Raw genomic sequence first — 23911 nt, 5'->3', positions numbered from 1 at the left:
ATAATGTCGAAGTTTTCTACTACATTGGTCATTTCATTTAGTTTACATTTGTTGGCTATCATTGTTTTGATCGTCAGCGGTAAGTTATCCAATGCTAAACCTACTCCAGAATACTCCAATCCTCAGCCAATTATTGAAGCGGTGGTGATTGATCGCAGTGCATATGAAGCGCAGGTAAAAAAAGTTGAAGATGAGAAAAGGCAGAAACGCTTAAACGAGGAACGCCGTGTCAAAGAATTAGAACGTAAAGCGGCTGAAGCTGAGGCACAAAAGAGAAAAGCCGAGCAGCAAATTAGAGATAAAAAGAAGGCAGAACAAGCGGCTGCGGTGGCCAGAGAAAAGCAAAAAGTTGCTAAAGCTAAAGCGCAAAAACTAGAAGCGGAACGTAAACGCAAAGAGCTTGAGAAGAAAAAGAAAGAAGAGCTGGCTAAAAAAGCTAAACAAAAACGGGAACGAGAAGAAAAAGCCCGTAAAGAAGCCGAGCGTAAAAAACGTGAAGCGGAAGAAAAAGCGAAACAAGATGCCGCCTTACAAGAACAGCTACAAGCTGAGCAAGCTGCTCGGCAGCAGCGCAGAAATAAGCAAGTGTTGACAGAGGTGCAAAAATACCAATCCTTGATTAAACAAACAATCCAGCGCAACTTGATTGTTGATGATGCTATGAAGGGAAAATCATGCCGTTTGAATATTCGTTTGGCATCAAACGGTTTGGTGACCCAAGTAAAAGAATTGAGTGGTAATGCCATTCTATGTCGAGCAGCAAGAGCTGCGGTTTTTAAAGCTGATACCTTACCTGTTTCTAAAGAACCTGATGTTTATCAGAAATTACGTGATATTAATCTAACTGTTGAGCCCGAATTATAATGTATAAAATTTGTATTCTCCTTGTGACCTTGTTGACCTTTAATCTGAAAAGTTTTGCCGCTTTGGAAATAGTAATAACGGAAGGAGTCGACACTTCTCGTCCGATTGGGGTTGTGCCTTTTAAGTGGATTGGCAGTGGCGTGATGCCAGAAAATCTCACTGACGTTATTGCAAATGATTTACGTCGTAGTGGGAAATTTAACCCTATAGATGCGTCTAGCATGCCGCAATACCCGAACTCGGCTCAGAACGTCGATTTCAGTGCTTGGGCCTCAAAGGGGTTGAAGCCTTGTTAGTGGGGACGATTGAATCAGTTGGCGCTGATAAATATAAAGTGTCTTATGAACTAGTTGATGTATTACGGGGGCAGATTACCGGAGGGCAATCTCAAAAGTTAAGTAATGGAAAATTAATTGACAGTGATGAACATGTATTAGCGGTGAGTCGAGTGACGATATCAGCAGAAGGCTTTAGACAACATGCGCATCGTATCAGCGATGTGGTTTATGAAAAGTTAACCGGTGAAAAAGGGGCGTTTTTAACGCGCTTAGCTTATGTCATTGTGCGCGACAAAAACAAGTTCGATTTTCCGTTTCAAGTGGTTGTCTCTGATTATGATGGTGCCAATGAAACCGTTTTGCTGCGTTCTAAAGAACCGTTGATGTCTCCTTCTTGGTCACCCGACGGCACTAAACTCGCATATGTTAGTTTTGAAAATAAGCGTCCACAAATTTTCATTCAAGACATATACACAATGAGTAGAACGCAAATGACCGATTTTCCTAGCATTAATGGCTCTCCAAAGTTCTCCCCTGATGGAAAGAGTTTAGCCTTGGTTTTATCTAAAGATGGAAATACTGAACTGTACGTAATGGACATTGCCAGTAAACGTCTTCGCAGATTAACTAACAATCGTGCCATAGACACTGAGCCGAGTTGGGCGCCAGATGGTAAGAGCCTCATATTTAGTTCAGAACGGGGTGGTAAACCTCAAATATATCGCGTAAATTTAGCTACGACTAAAGTCCGTCGCTTGACTTTTGACGGCGAAATGAATCTTGGAGGAACCATTACTCCGGATGGGAAACAAATGGTAGTGGTCAATCGAACTCGAGGTAAGTATCATATAGCTCGACAAGATTTGACTACGGGTCGTCTACATGTGTTAACTAAGACAGATTTAGATGAATCGCCAAGTATTGCACCAAATGGCAGTATGATTATTTATAGTACCTTACATCAAGGTAAACAAGTTTTATCTTTGGTGTCTTTGGATGGTAGGTTTAAAGCGCTATTGCCAGCAGCTGATGGGCAAGTTAAAGCGCCTAATTGGTCACCGTTTTTACTTTAATTTTAACTTTTAAATCGAACTCGAAAAAAACAGGAATAGAAGAATGCAATTGAATAAAATTTTTAAAGGGCTAGTTATCGCACTTCCAGTTGTCACTATGGTGGCTTGTTCATCTGGACCTTCGGAAGCAGAGCTAGAAGCTGAACGTAACAGAGTTGCTCAAGAGCAAGCTGAAGCGGATCGTAAAGCGCAAGAAGCTAAAGATGCACAAATTCAAGCTGGTTCAGTTAACCGTATGTTGACGCCAGTTGAAGAAATGCGCAAAGAATTAGCTGCTCTGGAAAATAATCAAGTGGTTTACTTCGATTTCGATCGTGCATCGATTAGTTCTAAATTTTATAGTGTGTTAGATCAACATGCTGCCTTCTTGACCAAACATTCAGATAAATCTGTGGTGATTGAAGGTCATTGTGATAGTCGTGGTACGCCAGAATACAATATTGCATTGGGCGAATCTCGTGCTAAATCAATACAGACTTATTTACTAAACGCTGGTGTGAGTGCTTCACAAATTTCTGTCGTGTCATACGGTGAAGAAAAACCAATCAATAGCTACAATACTGAAGCGGCGTTTGCAGAAAACCGTCGTGGTGTATTGGTTTATCAATAATAGATAATTAATATGAAAAAACGCACCTTAGCGCTATGTTTGCTAGGGCTATATGGGACCGCTGTATATGCGGTTCCTGCGCCTGTGACAGACGTAACTACTGGCAGTAATGGACAACGTCTTGATGAAATAGAAAGACTGTTGAAGACTCGCACAGAAGCCCAACATCGGCAACAAGAGCAACTTGACATAGTACAAAATGAAGTGAATGAACTTCGTGGTGCTATTGAAGTGCAAAACTATCAACTCGAAAAAATACTAGAGCGACAAAGAGAGCTTTATCTCGAGATAGATAAACGTATGGAAAGTGTTATGGCGGCGCCATCTACGCAGTATGCAGCCACGGAAAATACAACGCCATTGATCGAGCCTGTAGAAATGTCGGGAAATGAGAGTGAAGCTTATGATAAAGCGGTTAATTTAATCTTAAAAGAAAAGCTCTACGATCAAGCCATTCCAGAATTTAAAGCCTTTTTACAACGGTTTCCTAATTCGAGCTACGTGCCGAACGCTAGGTACTGGTTAGGGCAGCTATTATTTAATAAACAAGATTGGGCCGGCGCAGGAGAGCAATTTCAGTCATTGGTGTCTAATTATCCTGATTCAAGCAAACGAGCTGATGCTTTACTTAAATTGGGTATTACAGAAATGGAACGTTCAAATATTGCTCGAGCAAAGCAATTATGGGAACAAGTAGTAAGAGAATTTCCAGATTCTTCTTCAGCAAAACTCGCAGCCAAACGAATTGCTAATCTTTAATTAACGCGGACGGCGACTTTTTCAGTGTTAAAACTGTTGTTAAAATCGCCGTTTTGTGTGCTTTTTCGCCAAACAGTTTTAATTATGAAAATAATCTGTTTTTAAGCTTGCACTGAAATTAGAATTGAGTATTATATGCCGCCTTCGCAGTGAGGCGAAGAGAAAAAGGGTCGTTAGCTCAGTTGGTAGAGCAGTTGACTTTTAATCAATTGGTCGCTGGTTCGAATCCAGCACGACCCACCATTTTTCTTACAACACAGGGTGTGAATAAAGTATAAATCAAAGACAGCGGGTCGTTAGCTCAGTTGGTAGAGCAGTTGACTTTTAATCAATTGGTCGCTGGTTCGAATCCAGCACGACCCACCATCTTTGAACAGCTACTTAGCCCAGTCTATATTTATCCCAATCATTGTACGTTCTGGTTTTTAGCTTTATTCAGTCAGCTCCAATAAAACAATTCAGTTAGTTCACTCTATAGCTATCCAACTCATTATTTTATCTGAATACCAGTGTTAGAGTACATTGCAAAATATCTGACCTGAGTACTGGATAAGAACTATCGTTTAAGCTGAGTAATATCAATATAATCCGACGCCGCTAGACAGAAAAAGAGCGTTAGCGAGAGGTTTGATTTATCCAGCGTTGAGATTATTTAGTACCCTAGAGAATTTTTAGATTTCATTAAGACCATTGTGGCATATCGTTGGGCTTAGCAATGTTATTATGGTCGAGCATACTATTAGCTAATATTAACTCTAATCATCAAATGTGCATTCAGCGAGCGTTTACAGCACATAGTTAAGACCCATGAATGAGTGTGTTAAATGAATAACGAGTTGCTAAATCGCCTTGTATGGCTTGTGGAGGGTGCTGATAACGTTCAGTAATGACAAAGGTAAAGTAGCCACTTTACGAGGGGGTACATGGACTTAAGCAATGCGCTAACGTGAGACTTTGAATTAATAACTCGTTATTAAAAACAGCCAGTACTCTTTGCCGTTTGAGCAACAGAGGGTAAGCGCATATAAATAAATCTCGCCTAACAGGTATGCTACAGCGGCTTTTGCTCTGTGTTCTCAATATTTGAGAGGGAACTACCATTCCCGCACACTTACGCCCTGCGCAAAAAGCCTTGAGTTGTTCTGAGTGCATAGTCTCGGGTGGGGAGATTATTAATTTTCTATTTTTAGTCGATTATCGATGCGTTTCGTTGGCTCATCGATTACACTCAGCCAATACCAAGTGACGCTGAGGTGAGTTTAATTGATGAAAGTACAAGATTATGTGATTAAAGCTGATGACGTTTTTGTTCTTCCTGAAGCTGTAATCAAAATTAAACAACTAATTGATGATGATTCATCGTCCATCGAAGACATAGCTGAGGTGATAAATTTTGATCCCGCTATCATGTCTCAAGTCTTAAAGATCTCTAACAGCGCTCTCTATAAGTTTACCAGTACTATCACAACAGTCAGTAAGGCCATTCAAGTGATTGGTACTCGATCGGTTTATGATTTGGTCCTAGCCTATGGCGTTGCCCACGCGTTTAAGAACATAGACAAGAGTGTGGTGAATTTAGATAAATTTTGGGAGTTAGGGGTCAACTGTGGTTTGTTAGCCAAGTATTTAGCAGAAGAGATTGGAGTAAAAGAGCCAGAGAAATTATTTGTTTGTGGTTTATTGCATAATTTAGGTGAATTAGTGCTAGTTCAACTTAACCCGGAGGTCGCTCGAAAGGGGGCTGAAGTGGATGAAAAAAACAGACCGCTAAGTCTGCAGAAAAAAATCTAGGGTTTTCATATTCTACTATATCGGCCGAATTATTAAAGCAATGGGGTATTCCTCAAGACATATCTGAATTGATCGCAAATATCCATGCTAGTGAAAGTACAGCTGACACCGAAGAAAAGAAGATCCTTCAGTTAAGTTATTTACTGTCGCTAAATAACGTATACGGTGATTTTTATTCTAAATATGATGGGGTAACTCCTGACATGTATAAAAGTTTAGGGCTCGAAATAGAAAGTGTCGATAATGCGTTAGATTTTAGCAATTTACAGTTAATGAGTGCGTTAGCTTTATTTAGTCCATCGACGTTTGCTATTTATTGAAACTACAGCATAAAACCGAATCGGCTATGCTTTATAGCCGTTAGCCGAATACAGTGACAACTTGTCTGCTGATAGCAATCAGATTTCCTGCGCTGTCCCAAACATTCGCTTCTGTATGAGCATATCCATCGGAGGCTTGCCTAGTGATTGCTTGATAGCCGCACCAATCGTCGTTTTTCATCGGATTATGCGGGTAAATAAACTCAAGGCTCCAATTCATAGTGCTAGACATTTTAGGTAATCTGAACATTTGCAATATTGTCGGTGGCCAAATATCTATTATGGCGACTAAGTGAGTGTCAGTAAATGATTCAGGGGGTGATCAAATCGCATCCAACCTTGTACATCTGAGCGTTTGCTGCCAGTAAATGGCCATCCACCTTGTGTTTTTGCTAATTGAAATTGCGCCATATATTTGGGAGTCACTTTAGGTATTTGTGGTAAGAAATTAGCTTTAGTTGGCAAGGGCATGCAATGTTGCTGACTGTTTTTAATATCTACTTTTGATTCTCTGGCAATGCCGAAACTGGCGATTGCAGTTAGCATATTCTTATTTTTTTGCGTGATTTTCCCTAAAATTTGCGTGACGTTCTTACCTTTTCGCAACACTTCTATATCAATTTCAAATGGTGTATTAACTTCAATTGGCCCAACAAAGCTTGTATTTAAGCTTCTTAGCTTTAGCTCATGGGATATGGCATGTTTCATTCCATGGAAAGTCAGTGCAGCCGAAAGGCCTCCAAACAAAGTACGACCTTGAGACCAAGATTCTGGCACAGATAGGGTTGCCGTTAACTTGGCTTGTTGGCTCATTTGTTCATCAATCGAGCGTAAGAGTTGATCAATATGCATTGTTCATCCTGATATTTAAGGCTGGGGTAGTTATAACGCACTAACTGGTCAGATGTCTATGCTGAAACGGGTAAAAGTAGACTGACTGCGCGTTTTTTAGTCGATAAATGCTGAGGGTATAAAAAAGCCGCTTAGAAAGCGGCCTTTAACATGATGTAAAGAGGGGCGAGTTTGTTATTTAACCCGAACCCTGGGTAAGCTAAATCTTTCGATAACGCTATTTTGTGTCTAGTTGCGTAGGATTGTTTAGCAATAACACGTTATTACGTACAATAATCCGCCTTGCTAAACACGAAAAATTTCGTTACCGAGTAACATTTAGCTGAGGTTAATTAATAACCCACCTTGAGGCCTAACATTTCCCTAGTGACCAGAGTGACACCTTTATCTGTTACTCTGAACCCACGAGCTAAATCGTCTTCTTTACTGTGGCCAATAGACGTACCTTCTGGTACTACGCAGCCGCGGTCAATAATGGCTTTGCGAATACGACAATTTCGTTCTATTTCAACATCTGGTAATAATACCGAATCTTCCACTTCACTATAAGAATGTACTCTAGCATTTGAAAAACAAATACTGCGTCTGAGCGTTGCGCCTGAGATGATACAGCCGCCTGAGACTACAGAGTTAATCGCTGTGCCTCGTCTGTTATCTTCTTCCCAGACAAACTTAGCTGGCGGCAATTGCTCTTGATACGTCCATATAGGCCATCTTTTGTCATATAAATTAAGAGCCGGCACCGGGGCTACCAGTTCCATATTGGCTTGCCAGAACGAATCTAATGTACCCACATCACGCCAATAGGTTTCGTCGTCTCCACTACCGAACGGAAAGGCATAGACGTTGCCGTCTTCAATAATTGAAGGAATAATATCTTTGCCGAAATCTCTATCCGATCCAGAGGTTTCTGCGTCGCGCTTCAATTGATCAAACAAAAACTCTGTATCAAAAACATAGTTGCCCATAGAAGCTAAGCACTTGGTTGGATCGTTGGGTAAAGGTGTTGGGTTTTCTGGTTTTTCTTCAAAACCAATAATTTTGTAATTTTCATCTACCGACATAACGCCAAACTGGCCGGCAGCTTCTTCCAGTGGAACTGGAATACAACAAACTGTCATTTTTGCTTCTGATTCAGCGTGCTTAGCGATTAAATTACCGTAATCCATTCTGTAAATGTGATCACCAGATAACACCATTACATATTTGGGAAGTTCGTCACGGATAATATCGATATTTTGGAATACCGCATCGGCAGTACCTTCATACCAGTTGTCCGAAAACCTTTGAGAGGCAGGTAGTATTTCTACCGACTCACCTAGTTCTTTTTTGAAATGACCCCAACCTCTGACAAGATGTCGAATGAGTGAATGAGATTTGTATTGTGTTACTACTCCTACGTTACGAATACCAGAGTTGATACAATTGGAAAGTGGGAAATCGATGATACGAAACTTTCCACCGAAATAAAGTGCTGGCTTTGCTCGCCAATTAGTTAATTCATAGAGTCGTGACCCTCTGCCGCCAGCTAAAATTAGCGCGTAAGTATCGCGCGTTAAATTACTGATATAGCGAGATGGTTGCTTTGCCATAAATCCGTACTCCCTTAAAAGTTAAGTGCTTAAATTATTTTTATTTATAACTCTTTTACGTCTTTGCAACTATGAGTTTACACGAGGATGAAGTTAATTCAATTGACTGCATAGCAGTTATTTACATTATTTTTAATCCTTTAATTAGTTCTAGCCTTAGTGGTCATTATGATGAATAATTGGTTGTTTAGCTTTGGGGGAAGTGATGCATAAAGTAGCCATACTAGCTTATGAAAAATTAGCTACATTTGAGTTATCTTGTGCAATTGAGATTTTTGCTTTATCCCGACCTGAATATGAAAACTGGTATCAAACAGAAGTGGTGTCTTTTGAGTCTCAACCGATAAAAGCGACAGGCGGCATTTCAATTTATACTAAGTGCATCGATTCATTAGTCGATTACGACACTTTGATCATCCCTAGCTGGAATATTCACAATAAGCATGTTCGTTTGGATATGGCGGAAAAAATCAGTCAGTTTGCTGAATCAGGCAAACGTATCATAAGTTTTTGCTCTGGGGCATTTTTGCTAGCGCAACTGGGCCTCTTGCAAAATCTGAAGGCGACCACTCACTGGCGCTATGCGGATATTTTTAAACAACGATTTCCCCAAGTGAATTACGTAAATGACGTCTTATATACTCAAGATGGAAATATGAGTTGTTCAGCAGGTAGTGCAGCAGCATTAGATTTGGGTATTGAGATCGTTCGCCAAGATTTTGGCCATAAAATAGCTAACCAGGTTGCTAGGAGGCTGGTGGTATCGCCGCATCGAAGCGGTGGACAGTCACAATACATAGAAACGCCTATTATCAAACAGAACGGTGCATTTAGCGGCACATTAGATTGGGCTATCGAAAATATGGATGCGGTATTGACCGTTGATGATATGGCTGAGCGAGCAAATATGTCCAGACGAAGTTTCGATCGGCACTTCAAAAATGCCTTAGGAACGAGTCCTAAAATATGGCTAAATCAGCAAAGAATTAATTTAGCCAAACAATTGTTGGAAACTGAAAGCTTATCGGTGGATCAACTCGCCTTAAGAGTGGGCTATGAAAACAGTATAACCTTCAGGTTCAACTTTAATAAATTTGTTGGCGTGGCGCCAAGTCAGTATCAAGCCCAGTTTAACGTGAGCAAATAATATAAATATTCAACATTATTTATAACATTTAATTTGTAAATTGATGTTGGTTTATTCGATTCGGAATCGGCAATGACGTCATTAGATTTGTTAGATATTGATATTAAGGTTAATATAATTACCTTTCTAGATAAGCACTTTTTAGTTTTTCAATTGGATATTTGAATATAGTATGGATTTATTTGCAGGACATGGCAGCGTAGACCTTCAAATCCGAGATAGAATTCTGTATGTAGAAGGGTCTGGGCCGTGGAATATCGAGTCGGTTAAAAAGGCGGGTGAAACATTTAATCCTTTGATCAGTCAATTATCTGGCAAGCCATGGGCTGTGTTAGTTGTTTTGCATGGCGACCCTATTTATGTACCTGCAGCTGCCGAATATCTAATCGAAGCAATTAAACGAGAACGAGAATTGGGTAGGGTAGCAACCGCTATTATGGTAGATAAAGCAAATACTCCTAGTTTTGCCAAACGCCACCTTAGTGAGATTTATAAAAAAGCCGGCTGTGAATTCGAGTTTTTCTCACAGCAAGAGGAAGCCACATGGTGGCTGGTCAAGCAGATAAGTCTTGCAGATGGTCGCTTATAACCAACCTGAATCCCAGATAAGTCAGAACTCTGATTAATTTGCACCTTATTTATGTCGGTTGTCATTTAACCATCAAAACAAGGTGCCGGTAGCGTATTAATTGCTGCTTAGTTTGGTATTATTTCGGGAGCGATAGATTAAGTAAATGCCAATTAGAAAGAACGGGATGCTGAGTAGTTGTCCCGTATTTAGCCAAATATCGCTGTTGTAGGCCGCTTGTTTTACTTTTACAAACTCAATCATAAATCTAGCGGTAAATACTAAACTCAAGAAACTTCCCAACAAAGCGCCACCGTAATCTTTGATTTTTGTTTGTTTATATAAACTAATCAAGAGGATAAAAATGGCAAGATAAGACAGCGCTTCATATAGTTGCGCTGGATGTCGGGGTAATAAATCGATTCTTTCAAATATCACCGCCCATTTCACGTCTGTTGGCTCTCCAATAATTTCAGAATTCATAAAATTAGCTGAACGTACAAAAAAACCAAACAAGGCTGTGGCTATGGCTAAGCGGTCTAATAGCCAAAGATAGCTGACATTGAATTTTCTTTGGAATAGGTATACGGCAATAATTACCCCTAAACCGCCTCCATGACTAGCTAAACCACCCTCCCAAATAGCAATGATTTTCAACGGGTTGCTTAGATAATAAGCGGGATCATAAAATAAACAATGGCCCAATCTTGCGCCAAGAATAATACCGATAACGCAATAAACGAGTAATGAGTCTAACAATTCAAGATTGGCTTTTTCTTGTTTGAAAATCCATTTCATTACTTGCAAGCCAGATAATATAGCGGCAGCAAACAGTGCCCCATACCAGTGTATTTTTAACCCTAAAATAGAGATCAGTACCGGATCTACATTCCACGTAAAGTATTCCATTGAATTAGATTTAACCTTTTATTGTAAGTGTGCGTATATGCTCAAAAGTGAGACTATTGTAACCGATAGAATAAAGCCTAACAGTGGAAAATTGTAAGAATTAAACTGTTTAGTTAAGCTGATTTCTGGATAACAAGTATCGTTTAAGCTAAACGATCCAACGCCACTAGACACGAAAAAAGCGTTATCCAGAGATTTGGCTTATCCAGGATTCAGGTTAGTTAGCCTTTGCGCCCTAGGGCAGCTTGCCAGTAATCACCATGTAATAACAAACAGAACCAAGTAGGGAAAAAATTAGCATACTGATTGATATGCTGCGCCAGCCGCTAGTAAAAAGTGTATAAAACAGCATGCCTATCACCATCAATGTTGGGCTGGCAACTAAGGCTATCATTACGCGTACATTGGCAGGGATGGTGGCTTGTGGTTTGTTCAATTTAGTTGTCTCAATTGTTGGCGACTTCATCTAAGGTTAAGCGAATTTTGTGATAACGCTCTTGTTGTTCTTCATCTAGGTTACTGTTTTCAATGTTTCTAATACAATTTTTGAGTAATTTGGTGGTGTTATCATTTAAGCCTAGCTTACTCCCTTTCAGTGCGATAACTTGTAATAAATTGAGAGATATAGAGGTGCTTTTTGGCATCAATGTAAAAGCTTGAGTAAAGGTCTCTAAAGCGTTGTCCAAATCACCTCGACGATAATAGCCAACCGCTGTGTTATTCAGCTCTTTAGAGCTACGCTTAATTGAGGTTTTCTCATCTTTCTCTTGATGGATATAGTGAAGAAATATTTCCCCTTGCTCGGCGCCACTTTTGCACCTATTTTCTATTTGCTCAAGCATGGCTTGAGAACGTTCATACAAGCCTAAATCATGAAATATTTTCGCTTTGTCTAACAATGAGTCAACACTATCGTTATCCCAGTTTTCTGGGTCAAGTTTTTCCAAAAGTGCTAACGCATTGTCTTTTTCATCGTTTAAATAAAATAGGCGCGCGCTAATAACCTGTAACTGATCATTCATTTCGGCCTTTGGAAAAGCGTGTTTTAGTTGCCTAACATATTCTTTAGCTTGTTTAATTAACCGTTCTGTATCTGCTGCATCTGTTGTCATGGCGTAATCAATACCAGAACGAGCAACGTTTAAGTAATTCTCGGGTTTATCGTGAATAGAGTTCTTGGCAAACCTAACGATCTTTTTTGCCGCTTCGAATTGTATTTCGTAGTCATGGGTAATGCGTGATAAGTCCATGGCGGCTTTGTGCCGACGGATACTTCGAGGTGATATCTCGGTGGCCATTAATACGCATTCTAAGGCCGTTTCGAAATCATTTTGTTTAATTTGTAAGGCGGTTAATAGGTCGTACGCGGCCAGTTGAGATTCGGGTTTAAAGGCTAAACGCAAAACTAGCTTTTCAGCCGATTCGTCTTCGTCCAATCTTAGGTAACTGTTTACTAAGCCCAATTGTGCCCAAGTAAAAGGTTGTACTTTTAACACTGCCAAGTAAAATTCTTTTGCTTGTTTAAAATGCCCCGCAGCACATAACATTTCGCCTTTTATCTTTAGCGCGATTGGGAAAAACTCGGCGTTCTTAGGAGTGGCCAAAAATAGCTCAACTTGCGCAAGGGCATCTTCATACTTTTTTATTTCTATCGATAAGTAAATATCGTTCAAGGCTTTTTGCGCGCCAATACGCGGCCTAATCTTCTATCTAAGTCTTTCACGGTAAAAGGTTTGGCTAGAAAGTCGTCGGGTTGCAGTTCAATTATACTTTGCACTAAATCTGAATTGGTATCTGCGCTAATAAACACAAAAGCGGTACTTAAGGGAGTTCACCATTCGTTTTTATTTCATCATAAAAGTAATAACCATCTTGTTCCCGCTTCAAATTGTACGAGCAGATGATCAGATCGTAACGTCTGTTTCTGATGGTATTCAATGCCAAGTTTATTTTATCGACGTAAGTGATGTCATTAAAGCCAAGCTCTTCCAAAGAGTATTTTAAATATCCTTTGGCTAATGCTTGGTCATCGACTATTAGTACTTTTGTATTTTTTGCCAGTTGCGAATTCATTGCGTGATAATTTCCCTAATCTTCCTAGAGGTTATCGTATTTGAATGAAAAATAATAAGTACAATTGAGCGTAAAGGTTAAATTAGTCGTAATATCATTGTTAACGGGCAATAGAATAGTTGCATTTAGCAAAAAGTAAGTGGGTACTTACTGTGGTTTTATGTTTTAACAAACAACAGTTACTCATTATACTTTGAATAACTGTTGGTTTTATCGCTCACATTAGATAGCAGAGTTAATTTGGGTAGCGTTCCTTTAATCCCAGATATACTTGATCACTATAATCGGCCAAGCCGATATCTAATTTATCTAATACTTCAACTAGGTGTTCATTATCTTCTTGGCCTTGCCAAATTTTTATATAGCTACCTTCTTTATAGCCATGATCTTGGCGGAAAAAGTTTAGAACGTTTTTACCTACATATTGGCGATATAACTCGTCAGAATCCATTTCTGCTTGCTCTACAATTTGGATGAACAGTGGTACGTCAAAACGTTTAGCTGCGCATAATCCAGCCATTAGTTCTAAATTATCGAGAATGTCTTGTTGAGTAAAATCATAGTTTTTGCCATCAAAGGTCACGTGCTTGCGACCAGAGGCTAATTCTTTTGCAATGGTGTCAGCAGATTGTTGAATATTACCTGCATAATTTATTAATATGTCGGATAGAGCAAAATGCCAAATGTCGACTAACTCCATTTGCAATTGAGCTAAGTCTTTATGTTGAGCTTTCCACCATTTCCAGCCGTGGTGTTCAATACCTTCGACAGATTCGATCATTGCCGCCCGTAAATAGGCGTATCCTGCGCCTAGCCAGGCAGGGTTGACCTTAGTATTCATGCCATCCTGTAGCGTTAACATGGCGGAGAGTTGAATTGAAGTTAACATAGAAGTTCCTGTGTCTAATGAGTTGAGGCTGAGTAAGTCGATTTGACCTCAGCAATGATTTTTATTCGTTGTTGATTCAGTTGCTCTTTGATATCGGCGCCAGTAAAGCCTTTGTCGATAATGGCTTTAATATCCACTGCTACTGCATTTGTATAGGTTTGCCATATATAGTCTGCCTGCAGGTAGGGAATGCTCTCAAAGGTGGTTCGGCCTCGTGCGTCGGCTTTGCAGGCAAGCAATAAATCTTTAAAGCGTTCAGGTTTGCGCCATACATCACAGCGGTTTAGCATGCTTAAAATGGTACTCGGTTTTAAATCAAACGCACGATGCACATGGCTATGATATTCACTCACTAATAAACCTAATTCACGACAATCATTAGGGGCTTTGAGTCGAGCGCAGAGGTTTTTAATGGCGTCTAGGCCAAGCTTTTCATGACCGTGATGAGACGGCCAATTGTCTATGGGGGTTAGCGCTTTGCCTAAATCATGGACTAAGGCGGCAAAACGTACCGACAGTTTGTCGGAGAGTGTAACGACCTGTTGCAGTACCATCATCACATGTATGCCAGTATCAATTTCAGGGTGCCATTTGGCTGGATTAGGAATGCCCCAGAGTAAATCTATTTCTGGAAACCAAACTTTGAGAGCGCCACATGAGCGTAGGGTTTGAATGTATACTTCGGGGTGTGCTTCTAATAGTGCCCGAGCGGTTTCTTGCCACACTCTTTCTGCGGTTAAGGCGTTTAGTTCGCCACTTTCAACAATTTGTGCCATCAAAGCCATGGTTTCGGGAGCGATGCTAAAACCTAACTTATGATAACGAGCGGCAAAGCGAGCCACCCGCAACACACGTAACGGATCTTCAACAAAAGCTGCAGATACATGACGTAGTTGTTTGTTGACTAAATCTACTTGCCCTGAGTAGGGATCGATAATCTCGCCATTCTTATCCATAGCCATTGCGTTAATAGTAAGATCGCGCCGCATTAGGTCTTGTTCTAATGTTACTTCGGCCGATGCATCGCAACTAAAGCCCGAATACCCCGTCCCGTTTTTTCGTTCGGTTCGAGCTAAGGCGTATTCTTCTTTGCTTTTGGGGTGTAAGAATACAGGAAAGTCGGCGCCAACATTTTTGAACCCTAAGGCTATCATTTGCTCTGGTGTACTGCCTACCACTACCCAATCTCGGTCTTTAATGGGTAAATTGAGCAATTTGTCTCTCACGGCTCCGCCAACTAAATATTGCTGCATATGTCACCTTGTTGATTCGAATTGATATTATGCATGATCGTCAGGAATTGCAGAAGGTTTTCTAAGGGATATTTTGTATCATATCTTTGACAAAAATGGCTTAAGTGGTTAGTTTATCTGCGCCCTCTCAATCTTGTTTTATTATTAACGGATGTGTCACTTTAACTTATGTATCTTAGCTATTTTGGATTAAATGATAATCCGTTTTCAATCGCCCCTAATCCCGATTATTTGTACATGAGCCCAAGGCATAAAGAGGCGCTGGCCCATTTGATCTTTGGATTAAGAGAAAGCGGCGGTTTCGTCATGTTAACAGGGGAGGTGGGAACGGGGAAAACCACGGTATCTCGTAAGTTAATGCAGCAATTGCCGGTGAACACACAAGTCGCCATGATCCTCAATCCCACATTATCTGCACTAGAGCTACTTGGTACTATCTGTAATGAACTCGGCATTGAGTACAAAGACAAGCATGCGAGTTTAAAATATTTCACAGATCAAATTCTAGCTAAATTGGCGCAGAATCATGAACAAGGTATTAACACGGTATTGATTGTGGATGAGGCTCAGCATTTACTGCCAGAAGTGTTAGAGCAATTGAGGTTATTGACCAACTTAGAAACTCACCGTGAAAAATTACTAAAAGTGGTGCTAATCGGTCAGCCTGAATTGCAACAATTGTTAAAACGCAATGAGTTACGACAATTGGCACAACGAATAACTGCTCGCTATCACCTATTACCCTTGTCTAAGTCTGAAGTCGCCGCCTATATCGGTCATAGATTGCAAGTGGCAAACGGAGACGTCAGTATTTTTTCTAAAGCAACAATTAAGGCGGCATACAATATTACTGGCGGTATTCCAAGGGTCATTAATCTTTTATGTGACCGTGCCTTAACCCTTACTTTTACTAAGCAATTACCGGTTGTTCCTCAGCATTTGTTTGTTGCTGCAGCTGAGCAAATTTTGGGTGACGACGTGGTTAAGCAGCGTCAGGGGAAAGTGTGGACTTATACTTTGTTTGCGATTTTTGTCGCTGCATTAGCGGCGGGTTATGGGGTAGCAGCACTCAATGGCTAATTCAGATATGAGCAATATCATCACCACAAAAGAATTGCAGTCAGGCATGGTGATTGTGCGTGTGGTCAAACAAAATGGGCCAGTTAAAATTAAAAAATCCGGTTTAGTTAGCAGCCATAAAATGGTCCAAGGTCTGCTTGAAATGGGAATTCAACAAGTTGAGATTGATCCCGAACAAACGGTAGAAATAGAATCTGCAGCGCCACCAGTGATGACAAAATCGACTACCAGAAAAATGCTAGAAAGTAACGCGGTGACGAATACTAGAATTGACGACAGTTTGTCTGATCAATTTCATCGCAGTTTATTTTTACCATCAGTACAAGATATTCCATCGGCTTGGCAATATTATGCCAAACGTTACCTACAAATTGTAATCGTATTTTTAATTGGTTTTGGCCTAGGTTTTAGTACCTACAATTATCAACGTGTGCTGACCTTCTTCTCAGCGCAATTGGCGCAGCCTAGTGACAGTTATCAAACCCCACCAGAAGATACGGCGAATCAGCCCGTCGCAGCTAAAGACAGGCTAGATGAGAAAACACAACCGCCAAGTGCAGAAGTCGTTGAGCCACTAAAAGGCAGCAAGCTAGATGAAAGCGCAATGGAAAAAATAGAGAATGTTGCGCCTGCAGTTACGGTTGAACGGCCGCCAACGGAAGTAGTCAAAGCCGACCTGAAGCCAACTACGCCTGTTGTTGAGCAAGCGCCGCCCCAAATTTCAGCTGAGCTACTTAACAAGTTTAATCAAGCTATCGCTCAGGTTGCCGATGAACCTGTCGCTAGCGATCGTCAACAACATCCCTCTAAAGGCGACGTTCCGCGTATAGATCAATTACCAGCTTGGGTGATGACAACTTTACCCAGCATGTCATTCTCAGCCCATATGTATGCATCTGAGCCAGAACAAAGGTGGGTGAGAGTAAATGGTACAAAAATGGTAGAAGGGGATGTCATTGCACAGAAGGTGAAAATAGTGAGGATAGAGCCACAATATGTAGTTTTAGAAACTTCGGGGCAGGAGTTTTCAATGGCTGCTTTGACCGATTGGTAGTGAATGCTTGATCAGCATGCCGCTAAATAATCACAGTATTTAGTGAGGGTACTGTGATGAAAAAGTGCGTGCTATGTGGAATATAAATCTAAAGGAATGAAGTGTGGCTACGTTTTTATTACCAATTAACGTTGTTATTATTAGGTGCTTGATTGTACTTTCATTGTCGCTAGCCATGCTCTCAATTGCAAAGGCCGCAGACGAGCATGATGCGCAGCCAATTGTGGATGTAACCCTAGCAACTGGAAAACACTACTCGCCTTTTGTGGACGCTAGTTTACCGGACGGTGGGTGGTCTGTGAGCATAGTTAAAGGTGTGTTGGAAGAAATGTCTCTGTCGTATTCTTTGACCATTTTACCGTGGGAGCGAGCGCTGAAGTGGACGCGGGAAGACAAGCTATTTGCTACCTTTCCTTATGTCTATTCTGAGCGAAGAGCTAAAACGCTGCTATATTCGAATCCCATCAACTTTGTTCCGGTTCATATGTATGTCGCCAAACATGCCGATTTTAGTGATATTGAATCTTTAACAAACAAACGTCTTTGCTTTCCTTATGATTATGCCTTGAGTACGCTGGAAAAAGAGGTTGTAGATAAGTTATCTATGACGGTAAACCGTGTTAAAGACAGCACAGGTTGTATTAGACATGTCCATAAAGGTTGGAGTGATGCGGGGCTAATCAATGGCCATATAAACGCAGACAAGTTATCGTTAGATAATAATCTAATTAAAATATTTCCAAAGCAAATAGTGGCCGTGCCATTAAGTTTAGTGATCAATAAAAGCCGAGAAAACGCACAAGCTTGGATGGATCAATTTAATAATGCGTTGACCATTATTAACAACAATGGCGAAAGGGCGTTAATTGATCAACAGTACTATCTGTTATTGAATCAACACTGATCTTTCGTATCATCCGCATGACACTCTCATGTCATCCCTGCATGTTGTTAGCAGGGATCCACAGTGCCGAATAAGTGACAGCAGTGACGAAAAGCAAAAGCAAAACCGATTCCGGCTTAAAACACCACCGGAATGACGGGAGTGAGTAACGTCATCCCTGCATGTTGTTAGCAGGGCTCCAAAAACCAACACCGTCATCCCTGCATGTTGTTAGCAGGGATCCAAAGGCTGAATAAGTGACAGCAGTGACGAAAAGCAAAAGCAAAACCGATTCCGGCTTAAAACACTACCGGAATGACGAGGGAGGGAAACACCTACATGACACCCCAACGTCATTCCTGTCCCCCAACACCGTCATCCCTGCATGTTGTTAGCAGGGATCAAAGGCTGAATAAGTGACAGCAGTGACGAAAAGCAAAAGCAAACCGATTCCGGCTTAAAACACTACCGGAATGACGAGGGAGGGAAACACCTACATGACACCCCAACGTCATTCCTGTCCCCCAACACCGTCATCCCTGCATGTTGTTAGCAGGGATCCAAAGGCTGAATAAGTGACAGCAGTGACGAAAAGCAAAAGCAAACCGATTCCGGCTTAAAACACTACCGGAATGACGAGGGAGGGAAACACCTACATGACACCCCAACGTCATTCCTGTCCCCCAACACCGTCATCCCTGCATGTTGTTAGCAGGGATCCAAAGGCTGAATAAGTGACAGCAGTGACGAAAAGCAAAAGCAAAAACCGATTCCGGCTTAAAACACCACCGGAATGACGGGAGTGAGTAACGTCATCCCTGCATGTTGTTAGCAGGAGATCCACAGTGCCGAATAAGTGACAGCAGGAACGAAAAGCAGGAATTCATCGAGGGAATTTATCGAGACACCCATAAAGGCAAATCTTATTAGGATGACCATTGAATTTAGTTATGGGTGTCTTGATTGTAGTGACGAAAAGCAAAAGCAAAACCGATTCCGGCTTAAAACACCACCGGAATGACGGGAGTGAGTAACGTCATCCCTGCATGTTGTTAGCAGGGATCCAAAGGCTGAATAAGTGACAGCAGTGACGAAAAGCAAAAGCAAAACCGATTCCGGCTTAAAACACCACCGGAATGACGGGAGTGAGTAACGTCATCCCTGCATGTTGTTAGCAGGGATCCAAAGGCTGAATAAGTGACAGCAGTGACGAAAAGCAAAAGCAAACCGATTCCGGCTTAAAACACTACCGGAATGACGAGGGAGGGAAACACCTACATGACACCCCAACGTCATTCCTGTCCCCCAACACCGTCATCCCTGCATGTTGTTAGCAGGGATCCAAAGGCTGAATAAGTGACAGCAGTGACGAAAAGCAAAAGCAAAACCGATTCCGGCTTAAAAGACCACCGGAATGACGAGAATAGATATCGTCATTCCTGCATGCTTTAGCAGGGATCCAAAGGCTGAATAAGTGACAGCAGTGACGAAAAGCAAAAGCAAAACCGATTCCGGCTTAAAACACCACCGGAATGACGGGAGTGAGTAACGTCATCCCTGCATGTTGTTAGCAGGAATCCACAGTGCCGAATAAGTGACAGCAGGAACGAAAAGCAGGAATTTATCGAGACACCCATAAAGGCAAATCTTATTAGGATGACCATTGAATTTAGTTATGGGTGTCTTGATTGTATTATTAATTATTTATCGTCAGAGTTGATGTGCTAATAAAAATAAAGAAGTAAACATCTTCAAATTGAAGATGGAGGCAAATATTGCCTTGACCATAGCGGAGCGTCCATATATGTCTTGATTGTATTGTTGATTGTAATCATGGGTGTCTTGATTGTAATCATTGATTGTAATTGGCCACTAGTGAGTATTGTCATGTTAGTTTCTGCGCAGTTGGCTGACTATTAGTCGATTTGCAAGTTACCCTGACGTTCGTTCTTTTTCTCTCGTTTTGCTTGATACATTGATTTATCTGCTAAATCTAACATAGCCGTTACAGACGCAGGGGAGGTAGAGAATTTAACTTGACCAACGCTGGCACTCGCACTAATATCCGCTGCCCCTTGAATTCTGAGCGTGAGACTACTTAAACGTGTTTTAATTCTATGGGCCAGATTATTGGCTTGTTTTTCATTTTCAAAAAGCCCAACTATGACAAATTCGTCACCGCCAATTCTTCCCACTATGTCATTTTCTCTCACTTGTTTTTTTATTATTTTCGAGATGATAATTAATGCTTTATCTCCACTATCGTGGCCGTGAGTGTCATTTATAATTTTGAAATCGTTGATGTCTATGTATAGCAAACTAAGAATACCCGCGCCTTGTTTGTGTTGGGTTAGCAGCGCATTGGCTTTTACATCCCAGCCCCTACGGTTATACACCTTGCACAAGGCATCGGTGTTAGCGTCTTTTTCGGCCTTAATTTTTTGCAAGTTTATATTCTTTACTCGTGATGACACGGCAATGGCAAAAATAAAAGCCTCAATAGCAAAAGCAATGATCAAGGCATAACGGGTTAGAAATGGATTGAAATCATGAAAAGCAATGCGAAATACCATAGCTGCGACCATTAATAACAAACTGAGAAATACTAATCTGGCTATTGCCACCTTGCGAAACGATTGGATGGCAATTAATAGTAAGATGACTAGCATTATTAAAAGGGTCAGCCATGCCATCAATTGACTGAAAAAACTGCCGATAGCATTGTGTTCAAGGAATGGAATAATGACCGAAAAGGCTAACGCTAGTGCCGCACTAGGCGTCAAGAAATAATGTGATGTTTTAGGCCAAGTTAAGTGTAAGTCTGTCAACCGAACAATAAAAACCGTAGCGCTGAAAACAGTTAAGCCCGCGAAAATTAAATACAGTTGATGGCTGAGTAAGAATGAATGATTGGGCAGTACTATGTTTAGCTGTCCCTCTTGCAAAAGAAAAAATGTCGCGGCGCAAAAGACATACACACTGTATAGTTGAAAACGGTTATCATTAAGTGTGCGGCCCATAAAAAATACATACAAAATTAGGGTGAGGCAAAGGCCATAAAAAGCCCCCATAGTGGTATTGTTTACAAGGCTGTCATTTAAGTAAATGGCCACGTCTTGCCAATAAATTTGTTGCATTGACTTTGTGTGGGTGTCAATCGTAAAAAGTACCGAGAAATTGCCACTAGGGAGCAAATAAGAAGGGTGACTGGCGGGAAGTTGTAAAATATTGCTCGAGTTCTTGTCCCAAATGACATCAAGTATTTCATCTTTGTTGAAACCAAATACAGATTGCTCGATAAGAGAGCAGGTTAATTTTAGTTTATTACTCCCTGAAGGCATAAGTTGCTGGCTATCTACATTGAGGGTAAGTTGTTCTGTCGCAGTGACTTGGCCATTAACAATAAGCTCAATTTTACAGGCATTGTTAGTAGTGGCAGCAAATAAATTTGTATAGGTTAATACTAAAAATAAACAGGCTATGAACTTAACTATCGGGTATTTCATTCAATCGTAATCACTTTATATCAGTGGGTGGGTAATTTACCGCTTAAATTACAGCTACTAATTTGTATTCTTAACTTTTATTAAGAGTTTTAACATCAAGCTATTGGCTATTCAACAAATGAATCATTTAATTGAAATTGGTTAACCAATAAATCCAACGTCTGTGCTACGATCCAATGGACAGGTTTTTCTGTTCTTACAGGTAACGAATGAATTTTCTCTAGCAATGGTTGCTCTGATCTTGCTGCGTGTAAACAACGTCACATCACTAGCGAATGGGACTGTAATGGTTGTCAATGGAGGGGCAAAAATGCGCGCAAGAATAATTGGGGGAATAGTATGTTAATGAATGCCAATCAGCGCTAACAAATAATGCCAGCGAAAATAGCTAGGTAGTTGGTTGATGTCTGGTGATTCACCTTGCGGTTTATAACGTGGACGAAATCTATGATTGGTTTAACAATTAAGTTGATGGTAAGCCCTCCTCTATTACCAATTTTTATCTGTAAAGCTGCGTTTTGCAGCAGACATGTTGTTTAGACATATTCTCTCTTTAAAATTCAATCCAACAGGCGCAAATAGCGTTATGCAGGGGCTGCTTATTTACATTACTGGTTTTTAAGCCAGTTGCTTTGAATGCTGGTTGGTTTTCTATTACAATCCGCGACTTTATTTACAACATTCGTCTACGGTTATAATGGCAGCAATAGGTATAGATTACGGCACTTCAAACTCCGAAGTGGTTTACTTTGATGGTCAAGAGCATCATTTTATAAAGCTTGACCCTGCAATGCATGAAGCGAATAAAATCCGGTCATCTGTGTTTATTTACTATGAGCACGAACTGCCAAGACCACCTGTGCCCGTCATTGAAGCGAAAGTGGCGCAAATTAAACGCGCTATTACCGAACAAATAGATAAAGCTAAAGAAAGCTACTACGAAGCGCAAGACCCACGTGAACAGCAAGTTTATAGCGATAAGATATCTGAATTAAGATCTCAATTTCATAATCTGCCTGAATTACAACGCCGAGCCATAGAACTGTTATTGAAAGATATGACCGTGCAAGACCTGTCTTTGCAACAGCTGGTGGAAACGGGCAAGTTTGCCTTTGGTGAAGAAGGGTTTAAACGGTACCTAAAAACACCTGAAAAAGGTCGTTTGATTTATTCGCCTAAAAACTTTTTGGGCGCCAGCTTAGTTGCAGGACAACAACAAGCTTTTGTTGGCATGATTGCTAAACAACTGGCGTTTTTCCGAGAAAGTGCCGAACAACAACTGCAACAAACAGTTGACACTGCCGTCATTGGTCGGCCGGTTAAGTTTCACGGTACTCGAGGTCAAGAAGGTAATAGTCAAGCGATTGACATTATGCAACAGGCTGCTCACAAAGCAGGATTCAAGCATGTTGAGTTTTTGGAAGAGCCCATCGCTGCAGCCTATAAAATCGAACAAACCTTAGATAAAGCCACCAATACATTAGTGGTGGACATTGGGGGCGGTACCACTGATATTTGTTGTATTCGCTTATCGCCAGACAAACAAGGGGATCTAGACAGGCAGCAAGATGTATTGTCAGTGACGGGGACTCGGTTAGGCGGCATGGAGTGCGACAAAAATTTAATTGTTAAATCTATTGCGCCAACAATGGGTTTGGGGCAGTTGATGTTTAATGGCCTACCGGTGCCTCCCACCTATTATTCGGATATGTGTGCAGTGGATAATATTCCTAAACTTGATCATTTCTTCTCAGATGATTATGGTCTCGAAATAGCGCAAACCCGATGTATGGTAAAAGATCCTAGTTTGATTTTACGTCTACAAACGGTGCAAGAAGAAAAACTATCGGCTAGGCTGGTTAACTCTTCGCGTTTAGCGAAAGAGTTGCTTTCGTCAAAAGATGCAATCACCCTACCTTTGCACTATATCGAGGCTGATTATGATGTAAACATCAACCTTGATGACCTAAATCGCTCTATGTTGTCTTGGTTACGTAGAGTGAAAAGTTTAGTCACCGAGTGCTTGCAAAAGAGTGCCGAACAGCCAGAAATGTTGTTTATTACCGGAGGAATGAGCTTGTCGCCCATCGTCAAAAAGGAACTACAGGAGGTGATGTTGCCAGACTTACCCTTGCTTGAAGGAGATGCATTTAACTCGGTGTGTGAAGGGTTAGCCATTCAAGCACATAAGTTAACCTGAGCTCAATGTATGGACTCAGGTTAAGGTAGCGAAACAATAAGCGATATTTTCACCTACAGGTGTTTCGACAATGACTTAGCCACTATGATGGATGGGCTGCCTATGGGTGAAAATTCTCTTCTATAATACGGTCACACCTTCTTGCAATTTTTTAGTAAAAATCGTCAGTATTTTTTACAATTTGTTGTCATTGTATTTACATTCATATCG

General features: G+C 40.9%; 21 protein-coding genes, 2 tRNA genes and 1 pseudogene. 14 read left to right on the top strand and 10 right to left on the bottom strand.

Annotated features, from left to right (window positions below; all coding sequences use genetic code 11):
• Positions 1-3 precede the first annotated feature (3 nt).
• From tolA to RS130_RS21125, 8 genes and pseudogenes are all read left to right on the top strand, one after another.
• The gene (gene tolA / locus RS130_RS21160) at positions 4-864 is read left to right on the top strand and encodes a cell envelope integrity protein TolA (RefSeq protein WP_316027573.1); all 861 of its coding nucleotides are present in this window, start codon (positions 4-6) and stop codon (positions 862-864) included.
• Positions 864-2215 (top strand): annotated as a pseudogene (gene tolB / locus RS130_RS21155) (Tol-Pal system beta propeller repeat protein TolB). The gene tolA and the pseudogene tolB overlap by 1 nt, the downstream one beginning before the upstream one ends.
• 43 nt (positions 2216-2258) lie before the next feature.
• The gene (gene pal, locus RS130_RS21150) at positions 2259-2825 is read left to right on the top strand and encodes a peptidoglycan-associated lipoprotein Pal (RefSeq protein ID WP_316027572.1); all 567 of its coding nucleotides are present in this window, start codon (positions 2259-2261) and stop codon (positions 2823-2825) included.
• A 12-nt stretch (positions 2826-2837) separates the two neighbouring features.
• Positions 2838-3584 carry a tol-pal system protein YbgF gene (gene ybgF, locus RS130_RS21145; protein ID WP_316027571.1) on the top strand — a complete coding sequence of 249 codons (747 nt, stop codon included), beginning with the start codon at positions 2838-2840 and terminating at the stop codon, positions 3582-3584.
• A gap of 167 nt (positions 3585-3751) precedes the next feature.
• Positions 3752-3827, top strand: a tRNA-Lys gene (locus tag RS130_RS21140).
• A 47-nt stretch (positions 3828-3874) separates the two neighbouring features.
• Positions 3875-3950: transfer RNA gene (locus tag RS130_RS21135), tRNA-Lys, on the top strand.
• A gap of 900 nt (positions 3951-4850) precedes the next feature.
• Positions 4851-5375: an HDOD domain-containing protein gene (locus tag RS130_RS21130; protein WP_316028116.1), complete on the top strand. Its 525-nt coding sequence runs from the start codon at positions 4851-4853 to the stop codon at positions 5373-5375.
• A 68-nt stretch (positions 5376-5443) separates the two neighbouring features.
• Positions 5444-5695 (top strand): hypothetical protein, encoded by a 252-nt coding sequence (locus RS130_RS21125; RefSeq protein WP_316027570.1) that lies wholly within the window; start codon positions 5444-5446, stop codon positions 5693-5695.
• Positions 5696-5735: 40 nt separating this feature from the next.
• Here RS130_RS21125 and RS130_RS21120 read toward each other — a convergent pair whose 3' ends face one another.
• The 3 genes from RS130_RS21120 to glgC form a co-directional block, all read right to left on the bottom strand.
• Positions 5736-5945: a hypothetical protein gene (locus tag RS130_RS21120; protein ID WP_346433339.1), complete on the bottom strand. Its 210-nt coding sequence runs from the start codon at positions 5943-5945 to the stop codon at positions 5736-5738.
• A gap of 38 nt (positions 5946-5983) precedes the next feature.
• Complete coding sequence (locus RS130_RS21115) at positions 5984-6547, bottom strand: thioesterase family protein (RefSeq protein WP_316027568.1); 564 nt, start codon at positions 6545-6547, stop codon at positions 5984-5986.
• 332 nt (positions 6548-6879) lie between these two features.
• Entirely contained in the window at positions 6880-8139 is a 1260-nt protein-coding gene (gene glgC, locus RS130_RS21110) for a glucose-1-phosphate adenylyltransferase (RefSeq protein ID WP_316027567.1), read from the bottom strand.
• Between the two features lie 205 nt (positions 8140-8344).
• Here glgC and RS130_RS21105 point away from each other — a divergent pair, with 205 nt between their 5' ends.
• Complete coding sequence (locus RS130_RS21105; protein WP_316027566.1) at positions 8345-9286, top strand: helix-turn-helix domain-containing protein; 942 nt, start codon at positions 8345-8347, stop codon at positions 9284-9286.
• Positions 9287-9458: 172 nt separating this feature from the next.
• Entirely contained in the window at positions 9459-9875 is a 417-nt protein-coding gene (locus tag RS130_RS21100; RefSeq protein ID WP_316027565.1) for a hypothetical protein, read from the top strand.
• 96 nt (positions 9876-9971) lie between these two features.
• On the opposite strand, the gene lgt is transcribed toward RS130_RS21100, so the two are convergent.
• The 6 genes from lgt to RS130_RS21070 form a co-directional block, all read right to left on the bottom strand.
• Positions 9972-10763 (bottom strand): prolipoprotein diacylglyceryl transferase, encoded by a 792-nt coding sequence (lgt, locus tag RS130_RS21095; RefSeq protein ID WP_316027564.1) that lies wholly within the window; start codon positions 10761-10763, stop codon positions 9972-9974.
• Positions 10764-11209: 446 nt separating this feature from the next.
• Complete coding sequence (locus tag RS130_RS21090) at positions 11210-12436, bottom strand: tetratricopeptide repeat protein (RefSeq protein ID WP_316027563.1); 1227 nt, start codon at positions 12434-12436, stop codon at positions 11210-11212.
• Positions 12433-12573, bottom strand: a complete 141-nt coding sequence (locus RS130_RS21085; protein ID WP_316027562.1) for a response regulator — start codon at positions 12571-12573, stop codon at positions 12433-12435. The genes RS130_RS21090 and RS130_RS21085 overlap by 4 nt, the downstream gene beginning before the upstream one ends.
• Positions 12574-12584: 11 nt before the next feature.
• The gene (locus tag RS130_RS21080) at positions 12585-12836 is read right to left on the bottom strand and encodes a response regulator (RefSeq protein WP_316027561.1); all 252 of its coding nucleotides are present in this window, start codon (positions 12834-12836) and stop codon (positions 12585-12587) included.
• Between the two features lie 235 nt (positions 12837-13071).
• Complete coding sequence (locus RS130_RS21075) at positions 13072-13725, bottom strand: dUTP diphosphatase (protein WP_316027560.1); 654 nt, start codon at positions 13723-13725, stop codon at positions 13072-13074.
• A gap of 14 nt (positions 13726-13739) precedes the next feature.
• Positions 13740-14978, bottom strand: coding sequence for a multifunctional CCA addition/repair protein (locus RS130_RS21070; RefSeq protein WP_316027559.1), 1239 nt, complete (start codon positions 14976-14978; stop codon positions 13740-13742).
• 168 nt (positions 14979-15146) lie between these two features.
• On the opposite strand from RS130_RS21070, the gene RS130_RS21065 reads away from it, so the two are divergent.
• The 3 genes from RS130_RS21065 to RS130_RS21055 all read left to right on the top strand — a co-directional run bounded on the left by RS130_RS21065 (position 15147) and on the right by RS130_RS21055 (position 18016).
• Positions 15147-16058 carry an ExeA family protein gene (locus RS130_RS21065; RefSeq protein ID WP_316027558.1) on the top strand — a complete coding sequence of 304 codons (912 nt, stop codon included), beginning with the start codon at positions 15147-15149 and terminating at the stop codon, positions 16056-16058.
• The gene (locus tag RS130_RS21060) at positions 16051-17112 is read left to right on the top strand and encodes a general secretion pathway protein GspB (protein ID WP_316027557.1); all 1062 of its coding nucleotides are present in this window, start codon (positions 16051-16053) and stop codon (positions 17110-17112) included. The genes RS130_RS21065 and RS130_RS21060 overlap by 8 nt, the downstream gene beginning before the upstream one ends.
• 103 nt (positions 17113-17215) lie before the next feature.
• Positions 17216-18016 carry a substrate-binding periplasmic protein gene (locus RS130_RS21055; RefSeq protein ID WP_316027556.1) on the top strand — a complete coding sequence of 267 codons (801 nt, stop codon included), beginning with the start codon at positions 17216-17218 and terminating at the stop codon, positions 18014-18016.
• Between the two features lie 1895 nt (positions 18017-19911).
• On the opposite strand, the gene RS130_RS21050 is transcribed toward RS130_RS21055, so the two are convergent.
• Positions 19912-21501: a sensor domain-containing diguanylate cyclase gene (locus RS130_RS21050; RefSeq protein ID WP_316027555.1), complete on the bottom strand. Its 1590-nt coding sequence runs from the start codon at positions 21499-21501 to the stop codon at positions 19912-19914.
• Positions 21502-22198: 697 nt separating this feature from the next.
• Here RS130_RS21050 and RS130_RS21045 point away from each other — a divergent pair.
• Positions 22199-23701, top strand: coding sequence for an Hsp70 family protein (locus RS130_RS21045; protein ID WP_316027554.1), 1503 nt, complete (start codon positions 22199-22201; stop codon positions 23699-23701).
• Positions 23702-23911: the final 210 nt, after the last annotated feature.

The sequence above is a fragment of the Paraglaciecola aquimarina genome, assembly GCF_032464635.1.
Taxonomy (GTDB): Bacteria; Pseudomonadota; Gammaproteobacteria; order Enterobacterales; family Alteromonadaceae; genus Paraglaciecola; species Paraglaciecola aquimarina.
This window is presented reverse-complemented; position numbering and strand designations above follow the sequence as displayed.